Below are 24,018 nucleotides of genomic sequence, written 5' to 3' on the forward strand. Positions count from 1 at the left end.
TTTGCGGAAAATCAATTGATTGCGGGAAGAAATTCCGCTACGATTTAATAGATAGAATATTCAAATAATTACTCTGGCAACTTGTCTTGTGCTTGTGAGAACATCTGAAAACGAAGGTGGGACCAGCATGAAAAATGAATCGTTGGACAAGCCGTTAACAACCGAAGAAATCGGCCAGATGCAGAGTCATATTTCACCTCGTGAGTTTGGCTGCAGGCAAAACCCTCCTAGTGTCGATGTCTTTGAATCTGCTCTCTCTTCGTCAGAAGAACCCAACCCACAGCAGCAAACACAGACAACCCAATCTGTCTCCCGCAGAGAGTTTCTCCACAAAACAGCCCTGCTTGGCTTGGCTGCGGCTGTTCCCGGAAGTCTTCTGACCATCGGTTCTGTCATGGCCGAGGAGGCGGGGGGAATGGAAGGAGCAAAAGCCGCTGCGGCAGGCATCGGTGAATGGATCAAACCAGGCGGAACGATCGTCGACGTACCGGGTGTGAAAGTCGGCCAGATGCAAGATCTAAAGGCGATGACCGGCTGTACCGTAGTCGTGCTGGAAGAGGGCTCCCCTTGCGGCGTAGATGTACGCGGCTCAGCCCCCGGCACACGGGAAACCGATCTGTTGAACCCGATCAACATGGTGGAAAAAGTAAACGCCATCGTGCTGACGGGAGGAAGCGCCTACGGACTGGATTCTGCGAGCGGCGTCATGCGCTATCTGGAGGAGCAGGGCATCGGCCACAATGTGGGGGTAGGTGTCGTTCCCATCGTTCCGGCAGCGGTCATCTTCGATTTATCGTTCGGAAGCGCAAAGGTGCGGCCCGATCAAAAGATGGGCTACGAGGCAGCCAAAAAAGCGAGCAAAGACCCGGTCAAGCAAGGAAATGCAGGAGCGGGAACCGGGGCGACAGTAGGAAAGCTGGCAGGAGGCAAACGGGCGATGAAAGGCGGGCTTGGCTCCGCATCCCTGCATTTGCCAAACGGCTTGGTCGTAGGCGCGGTCGTCTCCGTCAACGCCGTGGGAGAGGTGCGCGACCCCGTTACCGGAGAGATTTTGGCCGGCGCGCGTGACGACAGCGGCAGGATTCGCGACGCTCTCTCCTGGATGATCGAGCAGAGCTCTCCGCCTGTCCCGAGCGGCACCAACACCACGATTGCGGTGGTCGCAAGCAATGCCAACCTGAACAAAACGCAGGCGAATAAAGTCGCGCAGATGGCTCACAATGGACTGGCCAAAGCGATATTCCCCGTACATACGATGAGCGACGGGGATACGGTTTTCGCAGTTGCGACAGGCGGTGTCGATGCATCTGTCAATCTCGTGGGAGCATTGTCCGCGGAGGTGCTTGCCGCAGCGGTCGTCAACGCGATCAAAGCGGCGGAAGGGGCAGAAGGGCTCCCGGCCTATCGGGATCTTCGGAAATAGAGATGGAGATTATGACTTCCTGTCTGATATAGTAAAAAATGAAACATCATCTAAATCAGGCAGGGGTTAGCGAAAATTATGTATAGAATTGGTGTCGTTGGACCGCCTCCTTCTGTCGAGCGGATACTGGCTGTAGCCAACGAATTTGAACATGAGATCGAATTTGTTCCGATAACGTACGGGGATGCAAAAGAAGTGAGCGGCATTGTTCAGGAGCGCAATCACGAATTTGACGGATGGTTTTTCTCCGGACCCATTCCGTTCACGATTGCGAAAAATGTGCTCAGCCCCGAGGCCAATATGGTCTACTGCCCGCCTACCGGCTCCAACCTGTACCGGAGCTTTATTCAAATGTCGATCGACCGGGATGAAGCCGTGAAGCGAGTCTCGATTGACATGATCGAGTCGGAGGGGCAGTTTTTGCAGGAGCAGTTGTCCGAACTGCAGATACCGGAAGAAGACACGCACGTGATGACCTACGACGAGCATTATGACGCGCAGGCAGTCGCGCAATTCCATCTGAAGGTCTGGAGGGAAGGGAAGACCCAGGGCGCTTTTACTACATTGATGACCGTGGAAGAGCTTCTTCGCGAGGCAGGGGTTCCTGTCTACCGCATTTATATGACCAAGATGGAAATTCGGCAAGCAATGAAGATGGTCATCGAAAGAGCGAGGAGCTCCTACTTCAAGGATACGCAGATCGGTGTCGAAATCATTGAACTTGAGCAGTTTGACACGATTGTGGAAAAATCAACGGCCCGTTTTCATTTACAGCATCTGGAATTGAAGATCAGGCAGCTTTTGCTGCTGCTGTGCGAAAAGCTGGACGGTTCACTTATGGCAAACGGCAACGGCCGCTACCAGATTTTCAGCTCCCGGGGAGCCATCGAGCGGGAGATTGACATGCTGCGCGCGACCTTGCAGCAGCTCTCCCTGGAGGCGGACGTTCCCGTCGCAGTGGGCATCGGGTTTGGCGAGACCGCTTTTTCCGCCGAAAGCAATGCGCGCAAGGCGGTTCAGCATGCAAAAAACAGGGACGGATACGGGATCGTGATCGTCCAGGAAAACGGCGTCATCGTGGAAGCGGCAGGCGAACCGGAACAAATCGCTTATGCCTATCGCTCCAATGACAAGGAGCTTTTGGATAAATTAAACAAGGCAAACGTCAGCATCAAAACCTATAACAAGCTGCAAGCGTTGGTGCAGCGCATGGGCTGGAGCACATTCACGACTTCAGACATCGCCACGTACTTGTCGATGACGGTACGGAATGCCCAGCGGATCATCGGCAGCCTGTGCGAATACGGACTTGCCGAGTATAAGGGAGAAGAGCTTCAGGCTGTGCGCGGACGTCCGAAAAAAATATACCAATTAAAAAAGTAGCGATAAAAAAGATGAGCAGGCCAGTTCTCAAGAGAGGACTGGCTTTTTGTACGGAAAGCGCTTGCTGTTTTGTGAGAAGTCGAACAATTCTGTTGAAAAACATTTAACAAGGCTATATAATTCATTTAACGACAATTTCTCTATTTATTCGCATAATGAAAAATATGCGCAGAATTCACGAAGAAAGGGGCGCTGGCTACCGCTTTCGCAAAAAGAAAGTGCTTACATTGGGGCGGCTGCAGACTGAACACTCATTCGGTTTCGTTGCCGGCTTGCTTTACACATACATGGAAAACGAGTGACTTACCAGGACAGAAAGACACGGGCCGAGGGGGATTGTTCAATGCAAGCGCAAACGCAGCAAGCAAAGTCAGAGTTTCAGGAGCAAAAGGGGACAGGCTTATTGAAATGGGTGGAGCGGATCGGGAACAAATTGCCGAATCCATTCATGCTCTTCCTCTATCTGATCGCCATTTTGTTCGTAGTGACAGCCGTTTTGTCGTTTTTCCACATTACAGCCGTAGACCCGATCAAAAACGAGGAAGTTCAGGTAAAGAATCTGCTCAGCCAAGAGGGGCTTCAATGGCTGCTGCCCAATATCATTAAAAACTTTTCCGGATTCTTGCCGTTGGGATCGATTCTGACGCTGATGCTGGGGGTCGGATTGGCAGAGAAGGTCGGTCTGTTGGAAGCGGTCATCCGCAAGATGTCTCTGCGGGTAAATGCCCGATATGCAAGCTACCTGGTTGCCTTTATCGCTTTTTTCAGCCATGTCTCGTCTGATGCTGCCTTTGTCATCATGCCCCCACTCGGTGCGCTGATCTTCCTGGCTGTAGGACGTCACCCGGTAGCGGGACTTTTGGCTGCCATCGCCGGTGTCGGGTCAGGTTTTACAGCCAATATGCTGATCGTAACAACAGATGTGCTGCTTTCCGGGATCAGCTCGGAAATTTCGAAGTCGGTCGACCCGAACGTGACGGTAAGCGTTTTGGACAACTGGTTCTTTATGTCTGTCTCGGTACTGCTGCTTTCTGCCATCATCGGCTTTATCACCGACAAGTTTGTGGAGCCCAAACTGGGTGTTTATCAGGGCAGTGCGGAGAAAAAGCTGGAGGACCTTTCGGCTCAGCAAAAGAAAGGGCTTCGCGCGGCAGGAATTGCAGCGCTGGTGTTCATCGCCGTACTCGCCATTCTGGTCGTGCCGGAGGGCGGAATCCTGCGTGATCCGAAGCAGGGCACGATTGTTCCGTCGCCGTTTATTTCAGGGATTGTCCCGGTCATTCTGCTGTTCTTCTTCACGGTTGCCATCACATACGGGATCAAGGTGGGCGTGATCAAGAAGCAAAATGACATTCCGGCCCTTTTGACCGATCCGATCAAGGGAATGGCCAGCTTCATCGTCATGGTTTTCCCGCTCTCCCAGTTTGTCGCCATGTTTAACTGGAGCAACATGGGCAGCTTCCTCGCCCTGTTTATCACCGATTTGCTCGAAAAAATGAACATGACAGGAGCGCCTGTCTTTATCGGCTTGATGTTTTTGTCCGCATTCCTCTGCATGTTCATTGCCAGCGGCTCTGCGATCTGGTCGCTTTTGGCGCCGGTCTTTATCCCGATGTTCATGGCGCTAGGGTTCCATCCGGCTTTCGCGCAAATCACGTTCCGGATCGCCGACTCTGCCGTGATTCCGTTCGCGATCGTGTCGCCGTTTATTCCGCTGTTCCTCGGGTTCCTGCAGGAATACAAGAAGGACGCCCAGCTGGGGACGTACTATTCGCTGATCATGCCATACCCGATCGCTATATTCATTCTCTGGACACTGCTGCTGGTCGTCTGGTATTTCCTGGGCTTGCCAATCGGTCCTGGCGTCTATCCGAGAATGTAACGCAAAAAATGGCTCCAAGAGAAGACAGGAGGAATTGACTATGCTGGATTTGGTTTCACTGCGAAGAGATTTTCACATGCACCCGGAAGTGGGATTCACGGAATTTCGTACGGCTTCCAAGGTCGTGGAAATACTTGCTTCGCTTGGCTTTGATGTGATTTACGGCGCAGACGCAATGGATGGCGGTTCCCGCAGGGGATTGCCGTCCCCGGACGTGCTGGAGGCTGCTTACGAGCGGGCCTTGCGGGACGGTGCAAACCCGCAGATCGTGGAGAAAATGCGAGGCGGCTACACAGCCGTGATCGGGGTGAAAAAAGGAAAGCAGGAAGGGCCTACCGTTGCGTTCCGGTTTGACATGGATGCGCTGCCTGTCCTGGAAAGTACGGACGCGGACCACCTCCCCCAGGCAAAGGCATTTCGCTCCCGCTATGAAGGAAACATGCACGCTTGCGCCCATGACGGCCATACGACGATTGGACTCGGGCTTGCCGAAAAACTGGCGGACGGCAACTTTTCCGGAACCGTAAAGCTGATTTTCCAGCCCGCCGAAGAAGGTGTCCGCGGCGCTTACTCGATCGTCCAAAAAGGGATGCTCGACGATGTCGATTATATTTTCTGTCACCATCTGGGGACCAATGTCCCGCTTGGCGAGGTGCACGGAGCCTCTTTCGGTTTTCTCGCTACAACCAAGATGGTTGCCCATTTCCACGGGGTACCGTCCCATGCTGGAGCCTCTCCGGAAAAGGGCAAAAACGCCTTGCTTGGAGCCGCTACCGCTCTGCTGAACATCCATGCCATTCCGCGCTTTAGCACAGGCTCAACCCGTGTGAATGTGGGTGTATTGGAAGGCGGGACGGCAGCCAATATCATTCCGCAGCATGCAAAAATGATCGTGGAAACCCGTTCGGTGTCAGAAGAAGTGAATGCCGAGCTGGAACAGCGTGTCCGCAATATCATCGCCCACAGCGCAGCCATGCACGAGCTGGAGCACGAGATCGAAGTGATTGGCGGCGCCATCCCGATCAACAGCGATCTGGACATGGCTGAGCTGGCGATCGAGGAAGCGAAGCAGGTCGAGGGCTTCACCGCCTTCAAGGTCAGCGACAGCAATGCGATGGGCAGCGAGGACGCCAGCTTCATGATCAAGCGCGTTCAGGAGCGCGGAGGAAAAGGGACGTACATGGCGATCGGGACGGATATTCCCGCACCTCACCATCACCCCAAATTTGACATCCAGGAGGAGATTCTCCCGCGCTCCGTAGAGCTGTTGCACCGCATCGCCAAACGTCTGTTGACGTGAGAAGCCGTTCTATCGGACACTCCCCGAATCCTGCAGCTGCGAATAGAAAGGATGTTTCTTTATGCATACCCAACGAATTTCGGAAATGATTGAACAAAAACGCGATTTGTTCATCAGTGTGAGCGACAACATTTGGAGCTTTGCCGAGACGCGCTTTGAAGAGTACCAATCTGCCGAATTGCTGGCGCAAACGCTGGAGAGCGAAGGTTTTCAGGTAGAAAGAGGCGTAGGCGGCATCAAGACGGCATTTATCGGTAGCTTCGGCAGCGGCGGTCCGATTGTCGCCATTTTGGGAGAGTTCGACGCCCTCTCAGGAATGAGCCAAAAGAAAGGGCAGGCGGTGCAAGAACCGGAGGTACCGGGAGGCAACGGGCATGGCTGCGGACACAACCTGCTCGGTACGGCTTCTCTGGCCGCTGCGGTTGCTGTCAAGCAGTACATGGAGGAGAACAATCTCAAAGGCACTGTCCGCTACTACGGATGTCCCGGCGAGGAGGGGGGCTCCGGCAAAGCCTTTATGGCCCGCGCCGGACTGTTTGACGACGTCGACTTTGCCCTCTGCTGGCACCCGATGGGCTACAACAGCATCATGGCGATCGAATCGCTGGCCAATTACCAGGTGTACTTCAAATTCAGAGGCAAAAGCTCGCATGCGGCAGCAAGCCCGCATCTGGGACGCAGTGCGCTGGATGCCGTAGAGCTGATGAACGTCGGCGTCAACTACTTGCGTGAGCACATCATCCCGGAAGCGCGCGTCCACTACGCCGTGACCAATACGGGCGGACTCTCTCCGAATGTCGTGCAGGCCTATGCGGAGGCGCTCTATCTGGTGCGTGCGCCAAAGGTTGACCAGGTGCAGGAAATTTATGAGCGGGTGTGCAAAATCGCCCAAGGGGCAGCGCTGATGACCGAAACCGAGGTAGAGATCGTGTTTGACAAAGCGTGCTCCAATGTGGTGCAAAACAAGGTCATGGAACAGGTCATGTACCGCAACTTCCAAGAGCTGGGCGTCCCCGTGCATGACGAGGAGGAGCTCAAGCTGGCCAAGGAAGTTCGCGCCACGCTGACTGAGCAGGAGTTAAACACCTCGGTAAAAGAATTTCCGGACGGGCCGGACGTCGATATGGTGACATGGCTGAATCCGTACAACGGTGAAACGAGCCCGCTGAACGGCTCTACAGATGTCGGTGACGTCAGTTGGATCGCGCCTACCGCACAGTGTACGACGGCCTGCTTCGTGAACGGGTCGACGCTGCACTCCTGGCAATGGGTGTCGCTCGGTGGTACCTCCCTGGGCCATAAAGGCATGCTCCATGCCGGAAAGGTGCTTGCCTCCACGGCAGTCGACATGCTGAACAATCCGGAGCTGATCGAACAGGCCAAAGCCGAATTGCAGCAGCGTTTGGGCGGAAAGCCATACAAATGCCCGATCCCGGAAGGTGTGCAGCCATCCGTTAAAAAGTAAGCGAGCGTGATTCGGACAATTTGCAAGGTCAAGACGATGAAAAGCCAGCGGTTTCTCGCCGCTGGCTTTTTCTGCAGGCGAATGCCACGGATAAAAAGCAGAAATGGCAAGAAAATGATTGAGAATCTTTTCCTGTTGCGATAGTCTACTAGAGTGCCCATCTATGCACAACAAGAGAAAGAGGGTCTGAATGAAAAGAAAGAAAATTCAGAAAGAACTCTTTAGACAAAAGGAGGACAAGCAATGCGCAAGGGGAAATTGGCGCTGAAAACCTGTCTGAGCGTAGCTCTCGGGCTTACGCTGTTCAGCAGTGCTGCTGCTGCACAGCCCGCTCAGGCAAAAGCCGCCGAGAATTCAGAAATCAAAATCACGCTGCTCGGGACGTCTGACATCCATGGACGATTCATGCCGTGGGACTATGAAATCGATGGTCCAAACAACAACGGAAGCCTAACGCAATTATTTACGATGGTCAAACAAATTCGCGAAGAGAATCCCAACACGATTCTTCTGGACGCGGGAGACTGCATCCAGGGAAATTCGGCTGAACTGTTTAACAGCCATCCACAGTCTCCGATGATGGTTGCGATGAATGCGATGAAATACGACGCGTGGGCATTTGGCAACCACGAATTCAACTTTGGACTGGACGTGCTGGAAAAGATCAGCAGCCAATACGACGGGCCGCTGCTTGCGGGCAATATTTACAAGGAAAACGGCGAGCGCTTCCTGCCAGCCTCCACGATTATTGAAAAAGCTGGGGTAAAGATCGGCATTATCGGGATGAACACCCCGATGATCGAGGATTTTGAAAAGGGAACCGACCACCTGAACGGGCTTGTCGTCAAAAATCCTGTCGATGAAACGAAAAAGGCAATCAAGGAGCTTGAAGGAAAAGTAGACGTCATGATCGGCCTGATGCATATGGGGCTGGACAACGAGAACGGGAAACCGGGGACCGGCGTGCGCGACATTGCCAATGCCAATCCCGAGCTGACCGCCATTTTCGCCGGCCACATGCACAAGCTGGTGAAAAGCGAAGAGGTAAACGGCGTACTGATCACCGAACCGGACAAATACGGCACGCATCTGTCCCGCATCGACCTGACGTTTGCCAAGCAAGGCGACAAAGTGGTGCTGAAAAGCAAGGAAGCGACAGCGCTGCCTGTGAAACAAGCAGACGGTACCTTCGTCGAGTCCGATAAGGCATTGGAAGAAACGCTGAAGCCTTTCCACGAGATTGCCCGCGCAGACGCCAATGTCGTCGTGGCTGAGCTGAAGGGCGAAAATATGGTGCCGAAAAATGAGATTGAGGGCATCCCGCAGGTCCAAATCCAGGAGACGCACCTTGCCGACTTCTTTAATGAAGTCATGCTCTATTACAGCAAGGCCGATGTCGTCGCTCACCAGATCGACAATGACAAGGCCCGTCTGGATGTAGGGCCGATCAAGAAAAAGGACATCGCCTTCAACTACCAGTACGCACTGGGCGAAATTACCGTGTACGAAGTAACAGGCAAAGATTTGAAGGACTACATGGAATGGGCGGCTGGCTACTTCAATACCGCTCGTCCGGGAGATGTGACGATCAGCTTTGACAAGACGCGTCGTTCCTCCAAATACAGCACCAACGACTTTTTCGGCGGAGTGAAGTACGAAATCGACCTTACCAAACCTGCCGGAAGCCGCATCACCAACCTCCGTCGTCTGGACGACAAGCCGATCAAAGCGGAGGATGTGCTCAAGCTTGGCATGAACTCCTACCGTATGGACGCACTCATCGCGAAGGGCGGCGCTTTGGAAGGACGGAAGTTCAAACAGCTCTGGTCGTCCAAGGATGAGAGCGCATTTGGCGAAACAGGCGGAACGATTCGCAACCGCGCCATCGCCTATCTCAAAGAAGTGAAGAAAGGCGTTTACGAGCCAAAAGCATTGAATTACTGGAAGATTGTCGGCGTGGACACCACTGCGCCTGAGCGTGCCGATGTCGTTGAGCTGATCAACGCCGGAATCCTCGGGGTGCCAAAGACAGAAGACGGCAAGTACACCAACGTGGCTTCGATCAACATCAAGGACCCGGTAACAAAAGAAGAGATTGCGGAGCTCTCGCAAAAGGCAAAGGTGAATGCAGCCGCGTTTGCCAATGTGAAAACCAAGGGAGAGTTCTATCAGAAGCTGAATCAAGCGAGACAGACTGCGGCTGCTCAGGCAAAGCCAGCAGCGAAGTAGGGAAGAAGAGGCAGGGAATATACAGGTTAGGCTTATGCAAGAAGCAAGATAAGCATAGGTCAGGCAAAAAAGCAGCAAGGCTTTTATAGAAGAAGCAGCCCGTGAAAAAACTCGGGCTGCTTTTTTTACATTCCCGTTCCTTCCCCATATTCTTTTTATAGGAAGTATCCAAGTATGTATGGTATCTTTAGTATAAAGCGAACGATTTTTGTCCTCTGGGAGGTGACGCTGTGGAGTTTTCCTTGGATATGACACTCTTGCTGCTGGCAATGGGCCTGTCGGGATATCTGGTTGCACATCTGCTATGCAGTCCGGTAAAGCCGCTGGGATGGGTAGCTTGTTTGGAAAAGGGAATAGATTCGCAGCCGCCAAACGAGATTTCGGTTCGCCCCGCCGTGCATCCGAGGATGCTCTGGGTGCGGCGAAAAAAGCCTCCCGAGGAGCAAGGGTCTTCCAGTGACGATGCTGATCCGCTTTCCTTCTTGTATCGAAAAGACATTTGCAACGATACGAGGAGGAATTCCGAATGTATACCTTTGTTCAACCTGTCATTGATTTGCTGGCCTCGCTGCTGAATGTGATCTTTCAGTTTGCGCAGGATTGGGGAATTGCGATCGTTCTTTTGACACTGTTTGTGAGAGGACTGCTTTTTCCGCTCAATCTGCGGACGGCCCGCCAGACGATGCTGCAGGTCTTGATTCGCCCTGAGCTGAAGCTGCTTCAGGAACGGTACAAAGACGACCAGCCAAAGCTGATGCAAGAGACGATGAATCTCTACCAAAAGGCGGGAGTCAAGCCGCTGTCGATGTTTACGACGGCGATACTGCAGATGCCGATCTTCATGGCGATGTACGGCCTGTTTTTGACGCATGGAGCGGCGATGTCCTCTTCCTTTATTCCCTGGGTTGTCTCCTTTGCCCAGCATGACGCGTGGCACATCCTGCCTGCGCTTGCCGCTGGACTTACCTTTTTGACCGGCATGATTCCGTTGACTGGTGAAATGCTGACAGACACGCCTCTGATTCAACGGGCCTTGACCTCGCTGATCATGGTCGCCTTCTTCTTGATGATTCTCTGGAAAGCGCCTGTCGCCTTGGGCTTGTATTGGACCACCGGCTCCCTGTTCGGTTTGCTGGAACGCGGTTTTTATCGAACCAGATTGGGGAAAAAGGTACTGATGCGGGGACGAGCCGAGCTGCCGGCAAGCCAAGAATAAATATTTATACGCAAGCAAACCCTTGAGACAGTCTCAAGGGTTTTTGTTTTTCTATTGTTTTCCCAGCTTCAGCACATCCCACGCATTTCCCCATTCCTTCATCGCATCGAAGACGGGACGAAGCGTTTTGCCTTTTTCGGTTAGCGCGTATTCCACATGCGGGGGGATTTCCGAGTAGATCGTCCGGCTGATAATCCCTTCTTCTTCCAGCTCCTTCAGACGCATGGACAGCTGATCCCCTTCAAGGAGCGCTGCAGTTCTCCAAACCGCCGCGGACCATAGAACAGTTCCCTTAAAATGATGAACGTCCATTTCCCCCCGATCACGTGCATTGTTTTTTCAATCGGACACGCTTTTTGATTATATTCTTCAGGCATGAACATCCCTCCGCTATCTTTTTGAATAGTAACTATAAAAAATATCCGTACTTTTATAATAATAGCACTTTCATTATTATAGTGAATAATCATCCTGAAGCAATTGAATGGAGGAAAAAAGCATGAAAGCTGTTGTCTTTGGAGGTACGGGGTTTATTGGAGGGCATGTCGCGGAACAACTGCATCTGGCTGGACACCGCGTGACGGCAGTTGTCCGCAAGACCAGCAACACCGCGTTTTTGGACAGCTTGGGGGTCGACGTCGTTCGCATCGATTTTTCAGATCCAGCCGCCATAGCAGACGTGATGGCAGGAAATGACGCAGCGTACAATTGCACAGCCGACGCGAAGCTGCACACGCAAATAAGCATGAATGCCCCGGTGGAAATTGAGTTGACCCGAACGCTTGCGGAAGAAGCGGCCAAGCAGGGCATTTCCCGGTTTATTCAACTCAGCACAGTGGTCATCTACGATTTTCAAAGCAACGAACCGATAGACGAGTCGTATGTGTCGAAGCCGGAGTACCCGATACAGCGGCTGGGGATTGAAAGGGAGAGAGTCGTCGGGGAAGTGGGACGAAAAACCGGAATGACGACCGTGGTGCTGCGGCCGGCAAGCACAATCGGCGTCCGGGACACTACCTCGTTTTTCGCCAGACTGTTTGCCGCACATGCGCATGACCGCTACCCGATGATCGGCGAGGGGGCTGCACAAGTTTCGCTGGTAGATACCCGCGACATCGGCCGGGCGATGGTCTGGCTGGGTACCTTCCAAAAGCAGCCGCAAGATGACGGCGTCTACCTGCTCAAAGGATTCGATACAACGTGGCGTCAACTGAAGGAAGCGATGGACCTTGCCGCAGGGAAGACTGCCAAAATGCTGGAGCTGCCGGAAGCATTGACCGAAGATGAAATGGCTGCCTATGGGTTGAGTCCATTCGCCGTAAAGACAATGGCGGTAAACAGAATCTGGAAGGACGACAAAATACGGAAGCTCGGCTTTGCCACAAAGTATTCGCAAACGGATGCGGTCGAGGCGGAGGTGAGGGATTTGCTTAGTCGAAAACGAACTTCAGAAAACAGCGGCATTCTTTAAGGAACTGGCATAGGCCATTTATACAGACATAATCCGAAGGAAGATTCCGAGTCAAAACATCAGTATAAAAAAGATTTGGGTACAGGAAAAAAGGGTGACGTACCTTCAGAAACAGAATCGTACGTTTATACGGTGATGAAAATACATAATGTAAGATATTCATTCTTCAAGGTATAATGAATAGATCCAGCATCTGTAACTCAATCCTACATTTATCTGAAGTGAATAGACAATCAGACGATTCATCAAAATGGAAATGCTAAATAAAGGAAAAATGTTGCAACGGACATACTTTCTAAAAGGAGTCTCCATGATCACCAAAATCAATTTCACCGAAACCGATACCGTCCAAAAGCTCTTCGACCTGCAAAAAGCCGCATACCAGGTAGAAGCCGAACTGATCAATTTTTTTGAAATCCCCCCGTTGAAAGAATCATTTCAAGAGTTCCAGCAGTGCGGCGAGGAATTCTTGGGTTATTTTATCGATAACAAACTTGCAGGCGCCATTTCCTATACCATAGAAAATGAAGAACTGACGATCTGCAGAATGGTTGTGCATCCGGCTCATTTCAGAAAGGGAATTGCCCAAAAGCTGTTGGTGGCGATGGAATTGCAGAATGCAAATTGTTCTGCTTTTAAAGTAGCGACCGGCAGAGAAAATACCCCTGCCAAAAATCTGTACGAAAAAAATCATTATCAATGGAAGCGGGATGTTGAGGTCGCACCTGATGTTTATATCAGCTTTTTTGAAAAAGCAGGAAAGAACTAAGGGCTGGATGGCCTGAGCCTGTATCTGCAACGCGCTGCCATGTTTGTCTGAAAGTCAAGGCACTATTGGATGGCAGGACGATAGATTCCAGAGAAAGCGAATGGTAAAAATGGTATGACGAGTATATACAAGCTGTCGGGTATGTAAGGGAGGAATATGTTTGATCTATGAAATGACGGTTCAAGTTCGTGTTCCAGATATAAAAGAAGGACAAAAGTGGTATCAAACACTGCTCAAAAAGGAACCCGACTTCATCCCTCACGAAGGATTCGCAGAATGGGAGCTTATTCCCGGATGTTGGCTGCAGGTGGCGGAAGGTGCTCCCGCTGATGGCAGCGGACCTATTCGCTTTGGCGTTGCAGATATCGAAGCGGAGCGGGACAGGCTAAGAAGGGAATTGCATATCGAGAGCTTTGAAATCTGTTCGAGAAAAGAAGTTCCTGTAAAATGGGGGACTTTTTCCGACCCCTGGGGAAATCGGCTGGGGTTCTTTGAATACTTGAATGAGACAGAGAAAAAGGAACGCATAAAAGCTATTTTAGGAAAATAAAAAAATCTGCTCACAGGTCCCAATAAAATGGAAACGCTCCAGCATCGCCTCCGTCTTTTAAAGAAGGGGGGAAAAACATGCTTAAAAAGATTTTTTTGATAGCCGCTGTTGCCTTGGCTGTAATGCTCGTGGCCGCCTGTTCTTCGGAAAAGACAAAACCGTTGACAACCCTGTCGAGCTACGGAGAAATATCCAATCAGGCGAGCACAGAAGAAGCCAAGGTGGAAATGAATACAGAACAACCCAGCTACTCCGCTTCCATTGACAAGGTGACGTTGAAAATCAAAAACGACGGTCCTACTACGTTGACATTTGGGACGCCTTTTACGCTTGAGAAACGGGAGCAAGGAAAATGGTACGTGGTCCCAATGCGCTCCGATATCGCGTTTACGTCCATTGGTCTTCTTGTCGAGCCGGGAGAAACGCGCGAGGACCAAATTAGCATGAGTGACCTTGACTATACCTTGACCAAGGGAGAATACCGGGTTATCAAAAGCTTTTCCGCAAATGAAAAGGAAATCATTGTGGCTGCCCGTTTTGAAATCGAGTAGCTTCGCGGCAACAAAGGCATGGGATGAGCCGCAATACCCTCGGGCGCAATGGCAGAAACACAGGAAGTGTAGTACGATGGGAGGATATTCCACAGGGAAAAGGTGATAAAATGAGCGCCGTATTTCGTGATGTGATCTCCACCGAACAACAATTTATGAAAGAGCTTCGCGAGCCTTTGGGAAATCCGAGCTCACTTGCGGCAAACAAAGTGGTTCACGCTCTTGACCGCCATTGCCGCGAGTTTATATCCAAGTCCCCCTTCCTGGCGATGGCTACCTCCGATGCAAACGGCCATTGCGACGTGTCGCCGCGTGGCGATGCACCCGGATTTGTCCTCGTGCTGGATGACCATCATCTGTTTATTCCCGAACGCCCGGGCAACCGCCGGATGGATTCCATTCAAAATATTATTGCAAATCCCCACGTCGGCCTTCTATTCTTCATTCCCGGACTGGGGGAAACGCTGCGGATAAACGGTAAAGCGGTTGTTTGCCGCGATCCGGAATTGCTTGAAAAAACCGCAGTAAGCGGCCGGACTCCCATGTTTGGCATCGGGGTTGAGGTGGAAGAGGTGTACGCGCACTGTGCAAAAGCCTTCATCCGCTCCGGTCTGTGGAATCCGGATTCGTGGTTGGCCAAGGAGCTGCTGCCTTCCGTCCCGAAAATGCTGGCAGATCACTCGAAAACCCCAAACTCTACGGCAGAAGAGGTAGCAAGCCAACTGCAAGACAGCTATAAGAACCGGCTTTACTAATGGCTGGGTACTGTGTCATAGAAGGTGTGCCTTCATTCACCATTTTTTGAATGGTAGCAGCAGTTCTATAGGTTGCATGCCTCATCGAGATTCGGTGAGGCTTTTTTGCGTTCGTAGACGCATGGCCTGTCGATTGAAAGAAATGGTGAGCGAACTCCTGAAAATGGAATCGGCAATTGCGTATCCAGATACACCCATGATACCCTTTTAAGATAATGTTGCGACAATGGAAACTTCCAAATCGGTGCATCGCTTTAGAGCATCAAATGGAGTGTTCACACTATGCCTGGAGAGGGTCGTGGGATCGATGGCGATTTATATCGCGCTTTTGCGAGGGATTAACGTAGGCGGCAAAAATATGATCAAGATGGCGGAGCTCAAGCGTACATTCGAAGCAATGGGCCTCGGCCGCGTGCGGACGTATATCCAAAGCGGCAATGTTCTCTTCGAATCGGAAGAGGAGGAAGAACCGCTGCGCGAGCGGATTGAACAGGAGATAGCTGCAGCCCACGGTTTGTCCGTGAGTGTCGTTTTGCGGACGGCTGAGGAATTGAGACGGATTGCCGCGAGCTGTCCATTTTCGGAAGCCGCGCTGGAGAAAGCGGAGGCATCGGCAGAGGGAGAAAGCCTGTATGTAGGCTTTTTGCTCAGGGAGCCTTCACGGGAAGGGATCGAACGCTTGGCTCCCTACAAAAATGAAAACGAGCAGTATTACATTGCAGGCCGGGAGATCTTCCTATTGTTCGGTCGGAGTGTACGCAATTCCAAGCTTTCCGCGAATCTGCAGAAGCTGGATGTCCCGGTGACGGTCCGCAATTGGAATACGCTCAACAAGCTGGTCGCCTTGGCAAATGAGATGGAGGCCTAGTCGGATGATGATGGACCGGGTGGATGCCGCCGTTCAAAATAATATCGCATGGTGCGGGACTGTTTGTGATACGCACGGGATTGCCCAAGCCGCTCACAGCCACGTCTGGGGAGTGCTTTCGAAGGCGCCTGCTTTTTATCCTGATATCATCTCTTCGAGCAGGAATGCAACAACTGCCGATGTACAAGCCTTCGCGGGGAGGCGAGACATTTTGAGCATTAAAGACAGCTATGCGAATCTGGACTTGTCCCCTTTTGGTTTTGACATCTTGCTTGAGGCAGAATGGATATACCGCGACTCGATTTCGGTTAGTCGACCAGCACGAGCTTCATGGCGCTTGATTGCCACCGAAAAAGACCTGATGAGCTGGACGCATGCCAATGGATTGCAAGACGTGATCAAGGCTGATCTATTGAAGCAAACAGCCGTGAAACTATTCATGCACGAAGAAAAGGGTGAAATCTCCGGTTTTATTGCAAATCTGGCTGCGGGTGTAGTAGGGATTTCCAACGTCTTTACTACGGATCATGCCAATGAAGGTCTGTGGCTGGATATTGCAAGCATAGTGTCGGCTGAATTTCCGGGAGTGCCAATGGTGGGATACGAACGAGCGGGCGACTTGTCGGCGGCTCTACTATCCGGTTTCACATCGATAGGATCGCTCCGTGTGTGGGTGAAATCATCATGAGAAGGCTTGCGTGCTGTTGTACCGTTTTTAAGTGGAAATGAGCAGAAGTTTTATCCGATTGCAAACGCAGGAAACAAGCTGATAACTGCTGCATGCAAATGACGTGTGCCTCTCCCGGTACACGTTGCGGCGCTGCATGGCGGTAGTCGGACTACATGCCGTATCTTGTAAAATCGACAGTCGTGCGGGTAGAGGTTGACCGTTAAGGGGGTTAACCTCTTTTTTCGTAGAATGCATAATACCGGTATGAAAAAAGAGCGGTTTAGCCGATATAATCTAGGAGTGCCGAAATACCCCCGGCACAGGCATTCAAAACATCCGTCTCTATGCTAACTAACAACACGAATAACAGGAGTGATCGACCACGTGAAGGAAGGACTTGCCCTGACTTTAAAAAATATAGCCATTCTTTTATTTTATGCAGCATACACGCTTGTAAAGCTCTTTTACTTTCAGATACTGCCCTACGCTTTGCATTTTTTGATCGACATCACGGCGCTCTCGATGACGTATATTGTGGTCCAGCCCACCTGGATCAAAACATTTCGCAGACTCCGCAAATGGGTGACGTACGCGATCACGGGCATAGCGATGGTTATTTGCGGCCTGTGGACAATCGAGCATTACTACCTGTTTGGCTCCCAGCTCGGGATTGAGCTGTACTACATCCCGATTGTCCTTGCCACCTTGTTTTTGTCGACGACAGCCGGACTGATCGTCACCGGAATATCCAATCTCATTTTGCTGCTGGTAAAAATTCTCGTAGGCAGCTTTCAGGCTGACTACCTCATCGAGATGTGCCTGAACATCCTGTTCACGGGATTGCTCGTTTATTTGATTCGAACTGTCGTGAATCTGCGGGACCAGGTGGCCAACAAGCAGCATGTGCTGCTGCAGAATTCCCGCGATCTGGTGATCGGGATCAACCGGGAAGGCATTATTGATGTTTGCAACGCAAGCATGCTGCAGTTTCTCGGGGTAGGGAAGGCAGATGTTACTCAGCAGTATTTTTGGGAAGTGGAAGAAAAGCTGGGTGCCGAGGAAAACCAGGCGGTGGAGGCGATCTTTTCGCTCTTGTACACGGAAAAAACGGCAGGATGCAGGGAGTTGGAGATTGTCAAAGGCGGGAATTCATACACGTTCAGCGTCAATACGTATCATTTCAAGGACGATGGCTTTATTAACGGAAGGATTCTCGTATTGTCCGATCTGACAGAGAGAAAAGAAATGGAGCGGGAGCTGGAGAAGAAGGCGACGGAGGACAAGCTTACAGGGCTGCACAACCGCGGGTATTTTGAGGCGAAATTCAAGGAAGAAAAGCTTCGCTCCGAGAGGTATCACCACCAGCTTTCGCTTATCTTGATCGACCTTGATCACTTCAAGCGGATTAATGATCAGTATGGGCATCTCGCGGGGGATGCGGTTCTGCGAGAGACAGCCCGGTTCATCCGTTCCCACGTACGCGAAACGGATTGTACGGCCCGCTATGGGGGAGAAGAGTTTGTCATTCTTTTGCCGGAAACAGGAGAAGAGGAGGCAATGGAAGTAGCGCAGCGGATTCACCAAGGGCTGGCCGATCGAATCATCTGCCACGAAGAGAAAGAAATTCGGGTAAGCGCATCGCTGGGAGTGGTGACGAGCGAAAGCAGCTTTGATCTGTCCGAGCTTTTGGGGCTTGCTGACAAAGCCCTTTACCAGTCGAAAAAAAACGGACGCAACCAAATCACCTCCGCAAACAGTTTACGGGAAAAGGAACAGTATTTGGAGCCAGAAAGGTGAATGAGGAAATGTGGAACCAGGAATTCATCGCCTTTCCAATCCGCCGATGAACAAATGAATTGTGGAATTGATTCAGCGCAGCATGGAAAGACAGCGATGGGGGGACCTCGGCAGCAAAAGCTCGCGGGGTCTTTTTTTTGTTCCATTCTCCCTATTTTGCAATGCTTACTTCTTCCTGCTTTTCGCACGGCCTTCCTTTTGCCGGCTATTCATTCCCCTGTTCAGAGCCCGTCCGGTCGTTCCGCCGCCAACAGCTTGCTGCTGCTTCGTAGAGCTTTGGATAGCCGCATTCGTTCCGCATGTACTGTCTTTTCCACTGCCGCTGGCCACCTGCGTAGCTGCTGCAGCTGTGCTTTTCTTGTTGCGGCGCTTGGCGACCTGATTGTTGATCACGATGACGAGACCCTCGTTGTCCCGTTTCTTCTTTCGCTTTTTGCTAGGTTCAGACTGTTTTCCTCTCATTCCGAGATTTCGCGCGCGACCGTCCGCTCCGACACTTTCCTGTTGCTGGGTATTGGAAGAGTCGATCGCGGCGTTGTTTCGTTCGTTTCACCGATGGGATCAGTCCTTTTTTGGTGAAGTTTGTATACAAAATGCGGCTGAAACAGAAAAAGTGTGGGACAAATGGCAGGATCGCCAGAAAATGCGCGAGAGTCCTGTTGATAGGAGGACGGAGAACAAAGCAAAAACGAGAACAATGAGTCAAAGGAAGGAAGGCACAAAACAAGGGGATAAAAGACCGCATTTAAAACGTAACAATGTTATGTTACATTATCTTCAGGAGGTGTTCCAAATGGAACCAGGACTAATCTCCAAAAAAGAGCTGCTGGAGCTGACAGGCATTTCATACGGACAGCTCTATAGATGGAAACGAAAACAACTGATCCCGGAGGAGTGGTTCATCCGCAAGTCCACGTTTACGGGCCAAGAGACGTTTTTCCCCAAAGACAAGATATTGATTCGGATCGACAAAATCTTGAATATGAAAGAGGATTTGTCCCTGGACGAACTGGCGGATATGTTTTCGCCCAATGCAGCAGAGCTGTCATTGACGAAAGAGGATTTGATAAAACGAAACATTGTTACAGAGGTTTCGCTGAATTTTTATCTGGAACAAACAGGAGACAGCAGTCCGTTTCCTTTTGAACGGATTCTGCAGTTGTTTGTACTGGATAAAATGCTGAAAACCGGCGAAATGAGCCTGGATGAAGGGAAGATGCTGCTTCAGATTTTTCAGGATCACTATGCCAGCCTGGAAGGCAAAAAATTCGACCTGATGTTTGTGCGAAAGCTGGGGATATCCACTTTTTTGCTGATCGAAAGCGACAGTCGCGTATATCTTGAAAGAAACACAAAAATCGTGCAGCGGCTAAACCTGAATAGCTGCATAGAAGAACTAAAACTACAGATTGGGTAACGGAGGTTGGCAACGATGGATAATCAACAGCGTAGCAGTATCAATATCAATGGAGCAGGAACGGCGACTGGAGGCTCCGTCGACGAAGTGAAAATAAACGGATCGGGTACGATAACAAGCGATCTGGACTGTGCTTCATTCTTTTGCAACGGGACTTCCAACGTCCGCGGAAATGTAAAGGCTGAGCGGATCAAAGTGAATGGCACAGCCTCTTTTCAGGGGAATGTAAACGCCGGAAAGGTAAAGGTATATGGCACCTGCGATATTGAGGGCAATTTGACGAGCGGTGAAGTGCTGGTGAGCGGCTCTTGCGGCATCAAGGGGACGGTGTCCGGGGAGAGCATTGAGATACAAGGTTCGGTTTCGATTGCCCATGACTGTGAGGCGGAGTCTTTTCGAGGACTGGGCAGTTTTTCGGTTGACGGGCTGCTGAATGCGGGAACAATCGACATCGAGCTGTACGGAAAGGCGCGCGCCAAGGAAATTGGCGGCGAGAAAATAACGGTCAAACAAGGGAGAAGGTTTGGCATCGGCAAGCTGATCAGATCCTTTTTCGCTGGGGCCCATGAACTGCACGCAGGTACCATCGAAGGCGACGAAATCTATCTGGAATATACGCGAGCCAAAGTCGTCAGAGGAAAAAATGTTGTGATCGGAGAAGGCTGCGAGATCGATGAGGTGGAGTATACAAGCGACCTCAAAATTTCGCAAGACGCGAAGGTGCGAGGCCACAAAAAGATTTGACGCAAGCTGCCTCTCTTTGCGATTTTGCCGGTATTTTTTCCGTCGGGAACGATCGATAGGGGCCCATTTTCCACAATTTGGACCTATAAAAGGAAAGGCAGCTTGGCCGATAATAGAAGTAAGGAATGACAATTCCTCGTAAAATTGTTCTGGGGATCAAAGACAGCCAAACTGTGCAGAGGCTGTCTATTTTTTTGCCCGGAAGTGGGCCCGTTCCATTACGAACGGGCCTGCTGCACTTCCCGCCAGGCCTTTTCCGCCAATTCTTTCAATACCAGCGATTGCTGCCAGCGGTCCGAGATTTCTTCCGCGGGCGTAGCGAGGTATCCGTTCAGGGCAATCGCATAGGGGACAGGCCCTAGTTCACAGACGAAAGGAAGCACATCTCCCTGCCTTGCTTCATCCAGCCAGCAAGCCATGCCCTGCTTCCACCATTGCATATAGCGCTCCGTCATCGGATGCTCGCCGCCAGGTCCGATGTCTGCTTGTATTTGCTGGCCGTTGGATACTCTGCCGTGGATGCAGGAAGTCCGCTTCAGCAATTTCTGAAAGCACGCTTCCGCCTGAGGATGGGGAACAAGCATCTCGCCAGCCAGGACGTAATGAGACAGATCGATGGTAAGGCGAAGGTCAGGCAATGCTTCCGCATACTCGACCGTTCGCAGCAAATCCTGTGTAATCCGTCCGCGGTGCGTTTCCACAAAAACAGGAATCCCATGGTTTTTGCCTTCGCGGATGATGCCCTTGAGCCGGTTGATCGCTTTTTCGCCTACGACGAAGGAATCCTTGACTTGCGCATTTACGTAGCTGACGCCAAACTGTTTAGCCTTGCGCAGAAACGCCGCAAATTCTTCCGGCTCCTCCGGGAAAGCTTCGACGCCGAATTGCAGGTTGTAATGGTCGAGCAAGCTGCGCCAGAGGCCTGCTTCTTCAGGGGCAGGCAGTCTCCCCATAATGCCGCCGTAGCCTGCTTCCGCAATTTTCGCAAGCTTTTTTGCGAGGGACCACTCGCCGTTTTCATCGCCGATCCCGCGCATAGCCCACCATGACTGGTGAACCTCCAGGCGAGGAGGAAGATGGTGAGGCCCGCACATACTTTGTAAGAAGTTCATGTACATTCTCCTTCGGTAGAAATGGATTTTCCACAGACAGTGTGGTAAGAGAGACAAAAAAACAGAATAGGAAAAAAAACTGACTACTTGGAAAAATGGGATTGACATCCGGCGGAAAAACCTTTACGTTTTTATCAGACGTCCATAGAGGTATATATTCCAACATGAACATATCATAATCTGAAACTCGCATTCTTTCAAGTGAATAATCGATCGAAAATGGATGTTCATGGATTTACTGGAAGGATGTACCGACAATGACGCCAGCAACGTTCTATGTGAGACGACAAGGAGGAGAAAAGCGGATGACACAAACGTATCTGCCGGGATCTGAGCGGGGCAAGTACATGCGTTACGACACGGCTGTAATCCTGAAGCGATTTTACCTTTGCGAAAAAGAGCTGGTCGTAGGCGAGGCAGGCTGGATTCCAGGCATTCCTTACTTTGACATGAAAACGCTTCTGCCCAAAATCTTGTGGGAGGACGCGATGACTGCAAATGCGCTGCGGGAACGAGTGTTTGAACTGCGTTTCCCAAGCCGGATTCTGGAAGTGGGCGAGGACCAGCAGCTGATCGACCTCATCCAGAGGGCACGCTCGGCACCGAATGCGCTAGCCTTCCTGTCGACGCTGGCACATGTGTTCAAACCGGCGCTTCTCCAGGCTTACCAGACCTATCTCCGCTTGGCCGATCATATCGGTGATGGACCGACCTACCGCTTCATGAATCTCGCTGTGGAAGAAAAACAAAGGCAGATTCGGGAGATCAGTCTGTTGCTCGAAAGAGAGTCGGCTCGTGCCGATCATGCGGATCGAGTCCTCGCCGAACAGTGGACAAATGAGATCCAGGAGCGCTTGCAGGCGATGGGCGGAATCGGCCTTGATGCGCCAGTGGCAGAGGCTGAGCAAAAAGAGACAGCTTTGGGAAATCAGCCCGCAGCAGCCGGCGAGTCCGCCGAAGCGCTCTCTCATGCGATCCCCTTTGCCCCGATGGAAGTGCCTGCCAGAGATGGCCGCTTTATTCATGTGCGCTTCTACTGGCCGGACAATGTGGACCCGTCGTTTCCTTACGGAGAAGGCTTCCGGCTGCAGCTTCGGAGCGCCGTCAGCCATCTGAACGAGATTTGGGCGGTGGAAAATGCGGGACATGTCCTCTACTCGTTTGCCGGGGAGCTGGGATGGGAATTTATCTATGACGCCGCGCGCTGGGTCTACGACGAGAGCAGACATTGCCGGATGGGCTATGAGCGGCTCCGATCATGGGGATTTGAGGAAGCGGAACTGCCGCTTGGCACGTACATTTACGACAGCTGCAAAGGACAGGACCCGATCTACCGGCTCGGCATGCTGTTTTACTTTGAATCGAAGAATATCGGGAAAAAGCTGGACAGAATCAAAAATTTCGAATCGATGAATGACCGCACCAGCCAGCACGACATGGACTTCGACTGGGCCGATGAGACGATCCACACGAGCTATGGAAAGACGTGGCTGTCTGCGGCACTGAAAAAGCGGGGGCAGGACCCGGATGATTATACGGAGATCAAGGAAATGTGCGAAAGCATCGTCAAGCGTACGGTGGAAACGGCTACAGCCGAAGAAATTGAGAAAATCACGGAGATAGCCAACAGGATGATCGCAAAAGGTAAGGCTGCCCAGTAGGAAGGATCGCTATCCAAACATAGAGGAGTTGAAGAAAATGGCTACATTTACGGTAGAGCAAGTTGCCGCAAAAATTCAGCATACGCTGGTAACCCCCAATGCTTCGGAGGCAGATATCAAACGAGTTTGCGAAGAATGCCTGACCTACGGATTTGACGGGGCGATGATTCAGCCGGTGTGGATTCCCCTCGCCAAAAAACTGCTTGCGGGCAGCAAAGTAAAGGTATGTACGGCATTTGGCTACCCGATGGGCGGAGCTACCACTTTTACAAAGGTGGCAGAGGCGCGCGACGTGATTGCTGCCGGAGCAGATGAGTTTGACTTCATGCCGAACTACGGATTGTTCAAAAGCGGGCGTTACGACGAGTTCGCTCAGGAAATCGCTGCTGTCGTCAAAGCGGCCGAGGGCAGAGTGGTCAAAATCATGCTCGAATTCGGGATGCTGGATGAGGAAGAAAAAATAAAAGCCGCTACGTTGGCCAAGGAAGCGGGCGTCACCTACTTGAAAAATTCCAGCGGCTGGGGACAGGGCGGCCATGCCACGGTGGAAGACATCCAATTGCTTCGCCGCATCGCCGGCACACAGACACGGGTAAAAGCGTCCGGCGGGATTCGCACCTTTGAGGATGCCGTAAAAATACTGAACGCAGGCGCGGAGTTGATCGGGACCAGCGGAAGCGTGAAAATCGTCACGGGACAGGGAGAAGCAAGCACGGTTTATTAAAGCGAGGCCGTCTGCCCTGTCGATTGGTCAA

At 51.6% G+C, this 24,018-nt stretch carries 22 protein-coding genes and 1 pseudogene; 20 read left to right on the forward strand and 3 right to left on the reverse strand.

Features of this window, described 5'->3' with window-relative positions; genetic code table 11:
- Positions 1 to 415: 415 nt before the first annotated feature.
- From EDM54_RS11785 to EDM54_RS11815, 8 genes are all read left to right on the forward strand, one after another.
- Positions 416 to 1,423, forward strand: a complete 1,008-nt coding sequence (locus tag EDM54_RS11785) for a P1 family peptidase (RefSeq protein WP_051925529.1) — start codon at positions 416 to 418, stop codon at positions 1,421 to 1,423.
- Between the two features lie 78 nt (positions 1,424 to 1,501).
- Positions 1,502 to 2,806 (forward strand): hypothetical protein, encoded by a 1,305-nt coding sequence (locus tag EDM54_RS11790; protein ID WP_003386428.1) that lies wholly within the window; start codon positions 1,502 to 1,504, stop codon positions 2,804 to 2,806.
- A gap of 343 nt (positions 2,807 to 3,149) precedes the next feature.
- Positions 3,150 to 4,688, forward strand: coding sequence for an AbgT family transporter (locus tag EDM54_RS11795; protein ID WP_024985637.1), 1,539 nt, complete (start codon positions 3,150 to 3,152; stop codon positions 4,686 to 4,688).
- Positions 4,689 to 4,728: 40 nt separating this feature from the next.
- On the forward strand, positions 4,729 to 5,988 hold the full coding sequence (locus EDM54_RS11800; protein ID WP_122958223.1) for an amidohydrolase: 1,260 nt from the start codon (positions 4,729 to 4,731) through the stop codon (positions 5,986 to 5,988).
- A gap of 61 nt (positions 5,989 to 6,049) precedes the next feature.
- Entirely contained in the window at positions 6,050 to 7,453 is a 1,404-nt protein-coding gene (locus tag EDM54_RS11805) for a M20 family metallopeptidase (RefSeq protein ID WP_039070712.1), read from the forward strand.
- A 243-nt stretch (positions 7,454 to 7,696) separates the two neighbouring features.
- Positions 7,697 to 9,682: a bifunctional metallophosphatase/5'-nucleotidase gene (locus tag EDM54_RS11810; protein WP_122958224.1), complete on the forward strand. Its 1,986-nt coding sequence runs from the start codon at positions 7,697 to 7,699 to the stop codon at positions 9,680 to 9,682.
- A 230-nt stretch (positions 9,683 to 9,912) separates the two neighbouring features.
- Entirely contained in the window at positions 9,913 to 10,257 is a 345-nt protein-coding gene (locus tag EDM54_RS26220) for a hypothetical protein (RefSeq protein ID WP_024985633.1), read from the forward strand.
- Complete coding sequence (locus EDM54_RS11815; RefSeq protein WP_122958225.1) at positions 10,209 to 10,898, forward strand: YidC/Oxa1 family membrane protein insertase; 690 nt, start codon at positions 10,209 to 10,211, stop codon at positions 10,896 to 10,898. The genes EDM54_RS26220 and EDM54_RS11815 overlap by 49 nt, the downstream gene beginning before the upstream one ends.
- Before the next feature lie 51 nt (positions 10,899 to 10,949).
- Here the strand turns inward: EDM54_RS11815 and EDM54_RS11820 are convergent.
- A pseudogene (locus EDM54_RS11820) lies at positions 10,950 to 11,275 on the reverse strand (winged helix-turn-helix transcriptional regulator).
- Positions 11,276 to 11,397: 122 nt separating this feature from the next.
- Here EDM54_RS11820 and EDM54_RS11825 point away from each other — a divergent pair.
- The 8 genes from EDM54_RS11825 to EDM54_RS11865 all read left to right on the forward strand — a co-directional run bounded on the left by EDM54_RS11825 (position 11,398) and on the right by EDM54_RS11865 (position 18,329).
- Positions 11,398 to 12,369, forward strand: a complete 972-nt coding sequence (locus tag EDM54_RS11825; RefSeq protein ID WP_024985630.1) for an NAD-dependent epimerase/dehydratase family protein — start codon at positions 11,398 to 11,400, stop codon at positions 12,367 to 12,369.
- A 310-nt stretch (positions 12,370 to 12,679) separates the two neighbouring features.
- The gene (locus tag EDM54_RS11830; protein WP_003386418.1) at positions 12,680 to 13,138 is read left to right on the forward strand and encodes a GNAT family N-acetyltransferase; all 459 of its coding nucleotides are present in this window, start codon (positions 12,680 to 12,682) and stop codon (positions 13,136 to 13,138) included.
- A 160-nt stretch (positions 13,139 to 13,298) separates the two neighbouring features.
- Positions 13,299 to 13,688 carry a VOC family protein gene (locus EDM54_RS11840; RefSeq protein ID WP_024985629.1) on the forward strand — a complete coding sequence of 130 codons (390 nt, stop codon included), beginning with the start codon at positions 13,299 to 13,301 and terminating at the stop codon, positions 13,686 to 13,688.
- Positions 13,689 to 13,765: 77 nt separating this feature from the next.
- Positions 13,766 to 14,239 carry an immunoglobulin-like domain-containing protein gene (locus EDM54_RS11845; RefSeq protein WP_003386416.1) on the forward strand — a complete coding sequence of 158 codons (474 nt, stop codon included), beginning with the start codon at positions 13,766 to 13,768 and terminating at the stop codon, positions 14,237 to 14,239.
- A 110-nt stretch (positions 14,240 to 14,349) separates the two neighbouring features.
- Positions 14,350 to 14,994 (forward strand): pyridoxamine 5'-phosphate oxidase family protein, encoded by a 645-nt coding sequence (locus EDM54_RS11850; protein WP_024985627.1) that lies wholly within the window; start codon positions 14,350 to 14,352, stop codon positions 14,992 to 14,994.
- A 307-nt stretch (positions 14,995 to 15,301) separates the two neighbouring features.
- The gene (locus EDM54_RS11855) at positions 15,302 to 15,862 is read left to right on the forward strand and encodes a DUF1697 domain-containing protein (protein ID WP_122958226.1); all 561 of its coding nucleotides are present in this window, start codon (positions 15,302 to 15,304) and stop codon (positions 15,860 to 15,862) included.
- 4 nt (positions 15,863 to 15,866) lie between these two features.
- Entirely contained in the window at positions 15,867 to 16,550 is a 684-nt protein-coding gene (locus tag EDM54_RS11860; RefSeq protein WP_024985625.1) for a hypothetical protein, read from the forward strand.
- Between the two features lie 366 nt (positions 16,551 to 16,916).
- Positions 16,917 to 18,329 (forward strand): diguanylate cyclase, encoded by a 1,413-nt coding sequence (locus EDM54_RS11865; protein WP_003386412.1) that lies wholly within the window; start codon positions 16,917 to 16,919, stop codon positions 18,327 to 18,329.
- 165 nt (positions 18,330 to 18,494) lie between these two features.
- Here the strand turns inward: EDM54_RS11865 and EDM54_RS11870 are convergent, their stop codons facing one another.
- On the reverse strand, positions 18,495 to 18,791 hold the full coding sequence (locus tag EDM54_RS11870) for a hypothetical protein (RefSeq protein WP_122958227.1): 297 nt from the start codon (positions 18,789 to 18,791) through the stop codon (positions 18,495 to 18,497).
- 331 nt (positions 18,792 to 19,122) lie between these two features.
- On the opposite strand from EDM54_RS11870, the gene EDM54_RS11875 reads away from it, so the two are divergent.
- On the forward strand, positions 19,123 to 19,746 hold the full coding sequence (locus tag EDM54_RS11875; protein ID WP_024985623.1) for a YhbD family protein: 624 nt from the start codon (positions 19,123 to 19,125) through the stop codon (positions 19,744 to 19,746).
- A gap of 15 nt (positions 19,747 to 19,761) precedes the next feature.
- Positions 19,762 to 20,490 (forward strand): polymer-forming cytoskeletal protein, encoded by a 729-nt coding sequence (locus EDM54_RS11880; protein WP_122958228.1) that lies wholly within the window; start codon positions 19,762 to 19,764, stop codon positions 20,488 to 20,490.
- A gap of 218 nt (positions 20,491 to 20,708) precedes the next feature.
- On the opposite strand, the gene EDM54_RS11885 is transcribed toward EDM54_RS11880, so the two are convergent.
- Positions 20,709 to 21,602 (reverse strand): sugar phosphate isomerase/epimerase family protein, encoded by an 894-nt coding sequence (locus EDM54_RS11885; protein WP_227277541.1) that lies wholly within the window; start codon positions 21,600 to 21,602, stop codon positions 20,709 to 20,711.
- 305 nt (positions 21,603 to 21,907) lie between these two features.
- On the opposite strand from EDM54_RS11885, the gene EDM54_RS11890 reads away from it, so the two are divergent.
- Both EDM54_RS11890 and deoC read left to right on the forward strand, forming a co-directional pair.
- On the forward strand, positions 21,908 to 23,263 hold the full coding sequence (locus tag EDM54_RS11890) for a DUF455 family protein (protein WP_170208378.1): 1,356 nt from the start codon (positions 21,908 to 21,910) through the stop codon (positions 23,261 to 23,263).
- A gap of 37 nt (positions 23,264 to 23,300) precedes the next feature.
- Positions 23,301 to 23,987: a deoxyribose-phosphate aldolase gene (deoC, locus tag EDM54_RS11895; protein WP_003386405.1), complete on the forward strand. Its 687-nt coding sequence runs from the start codon at positions 23,301 to 23,303 to the stop codon at positions 23,985 to 23,987.
- Positions 23,988 to 24,018: the final 31 nt, after the last annotated feature.

Origin of the sequence: Brevibacillus borstelensis, assembly GCF_003710865.1 — a bacterium.
GTDB lineage: Bacteria > Bacillota > Bacilli > Brevibacillales > Brevibacillaceae > Brevibacillus > Brevibacillus borstelensis.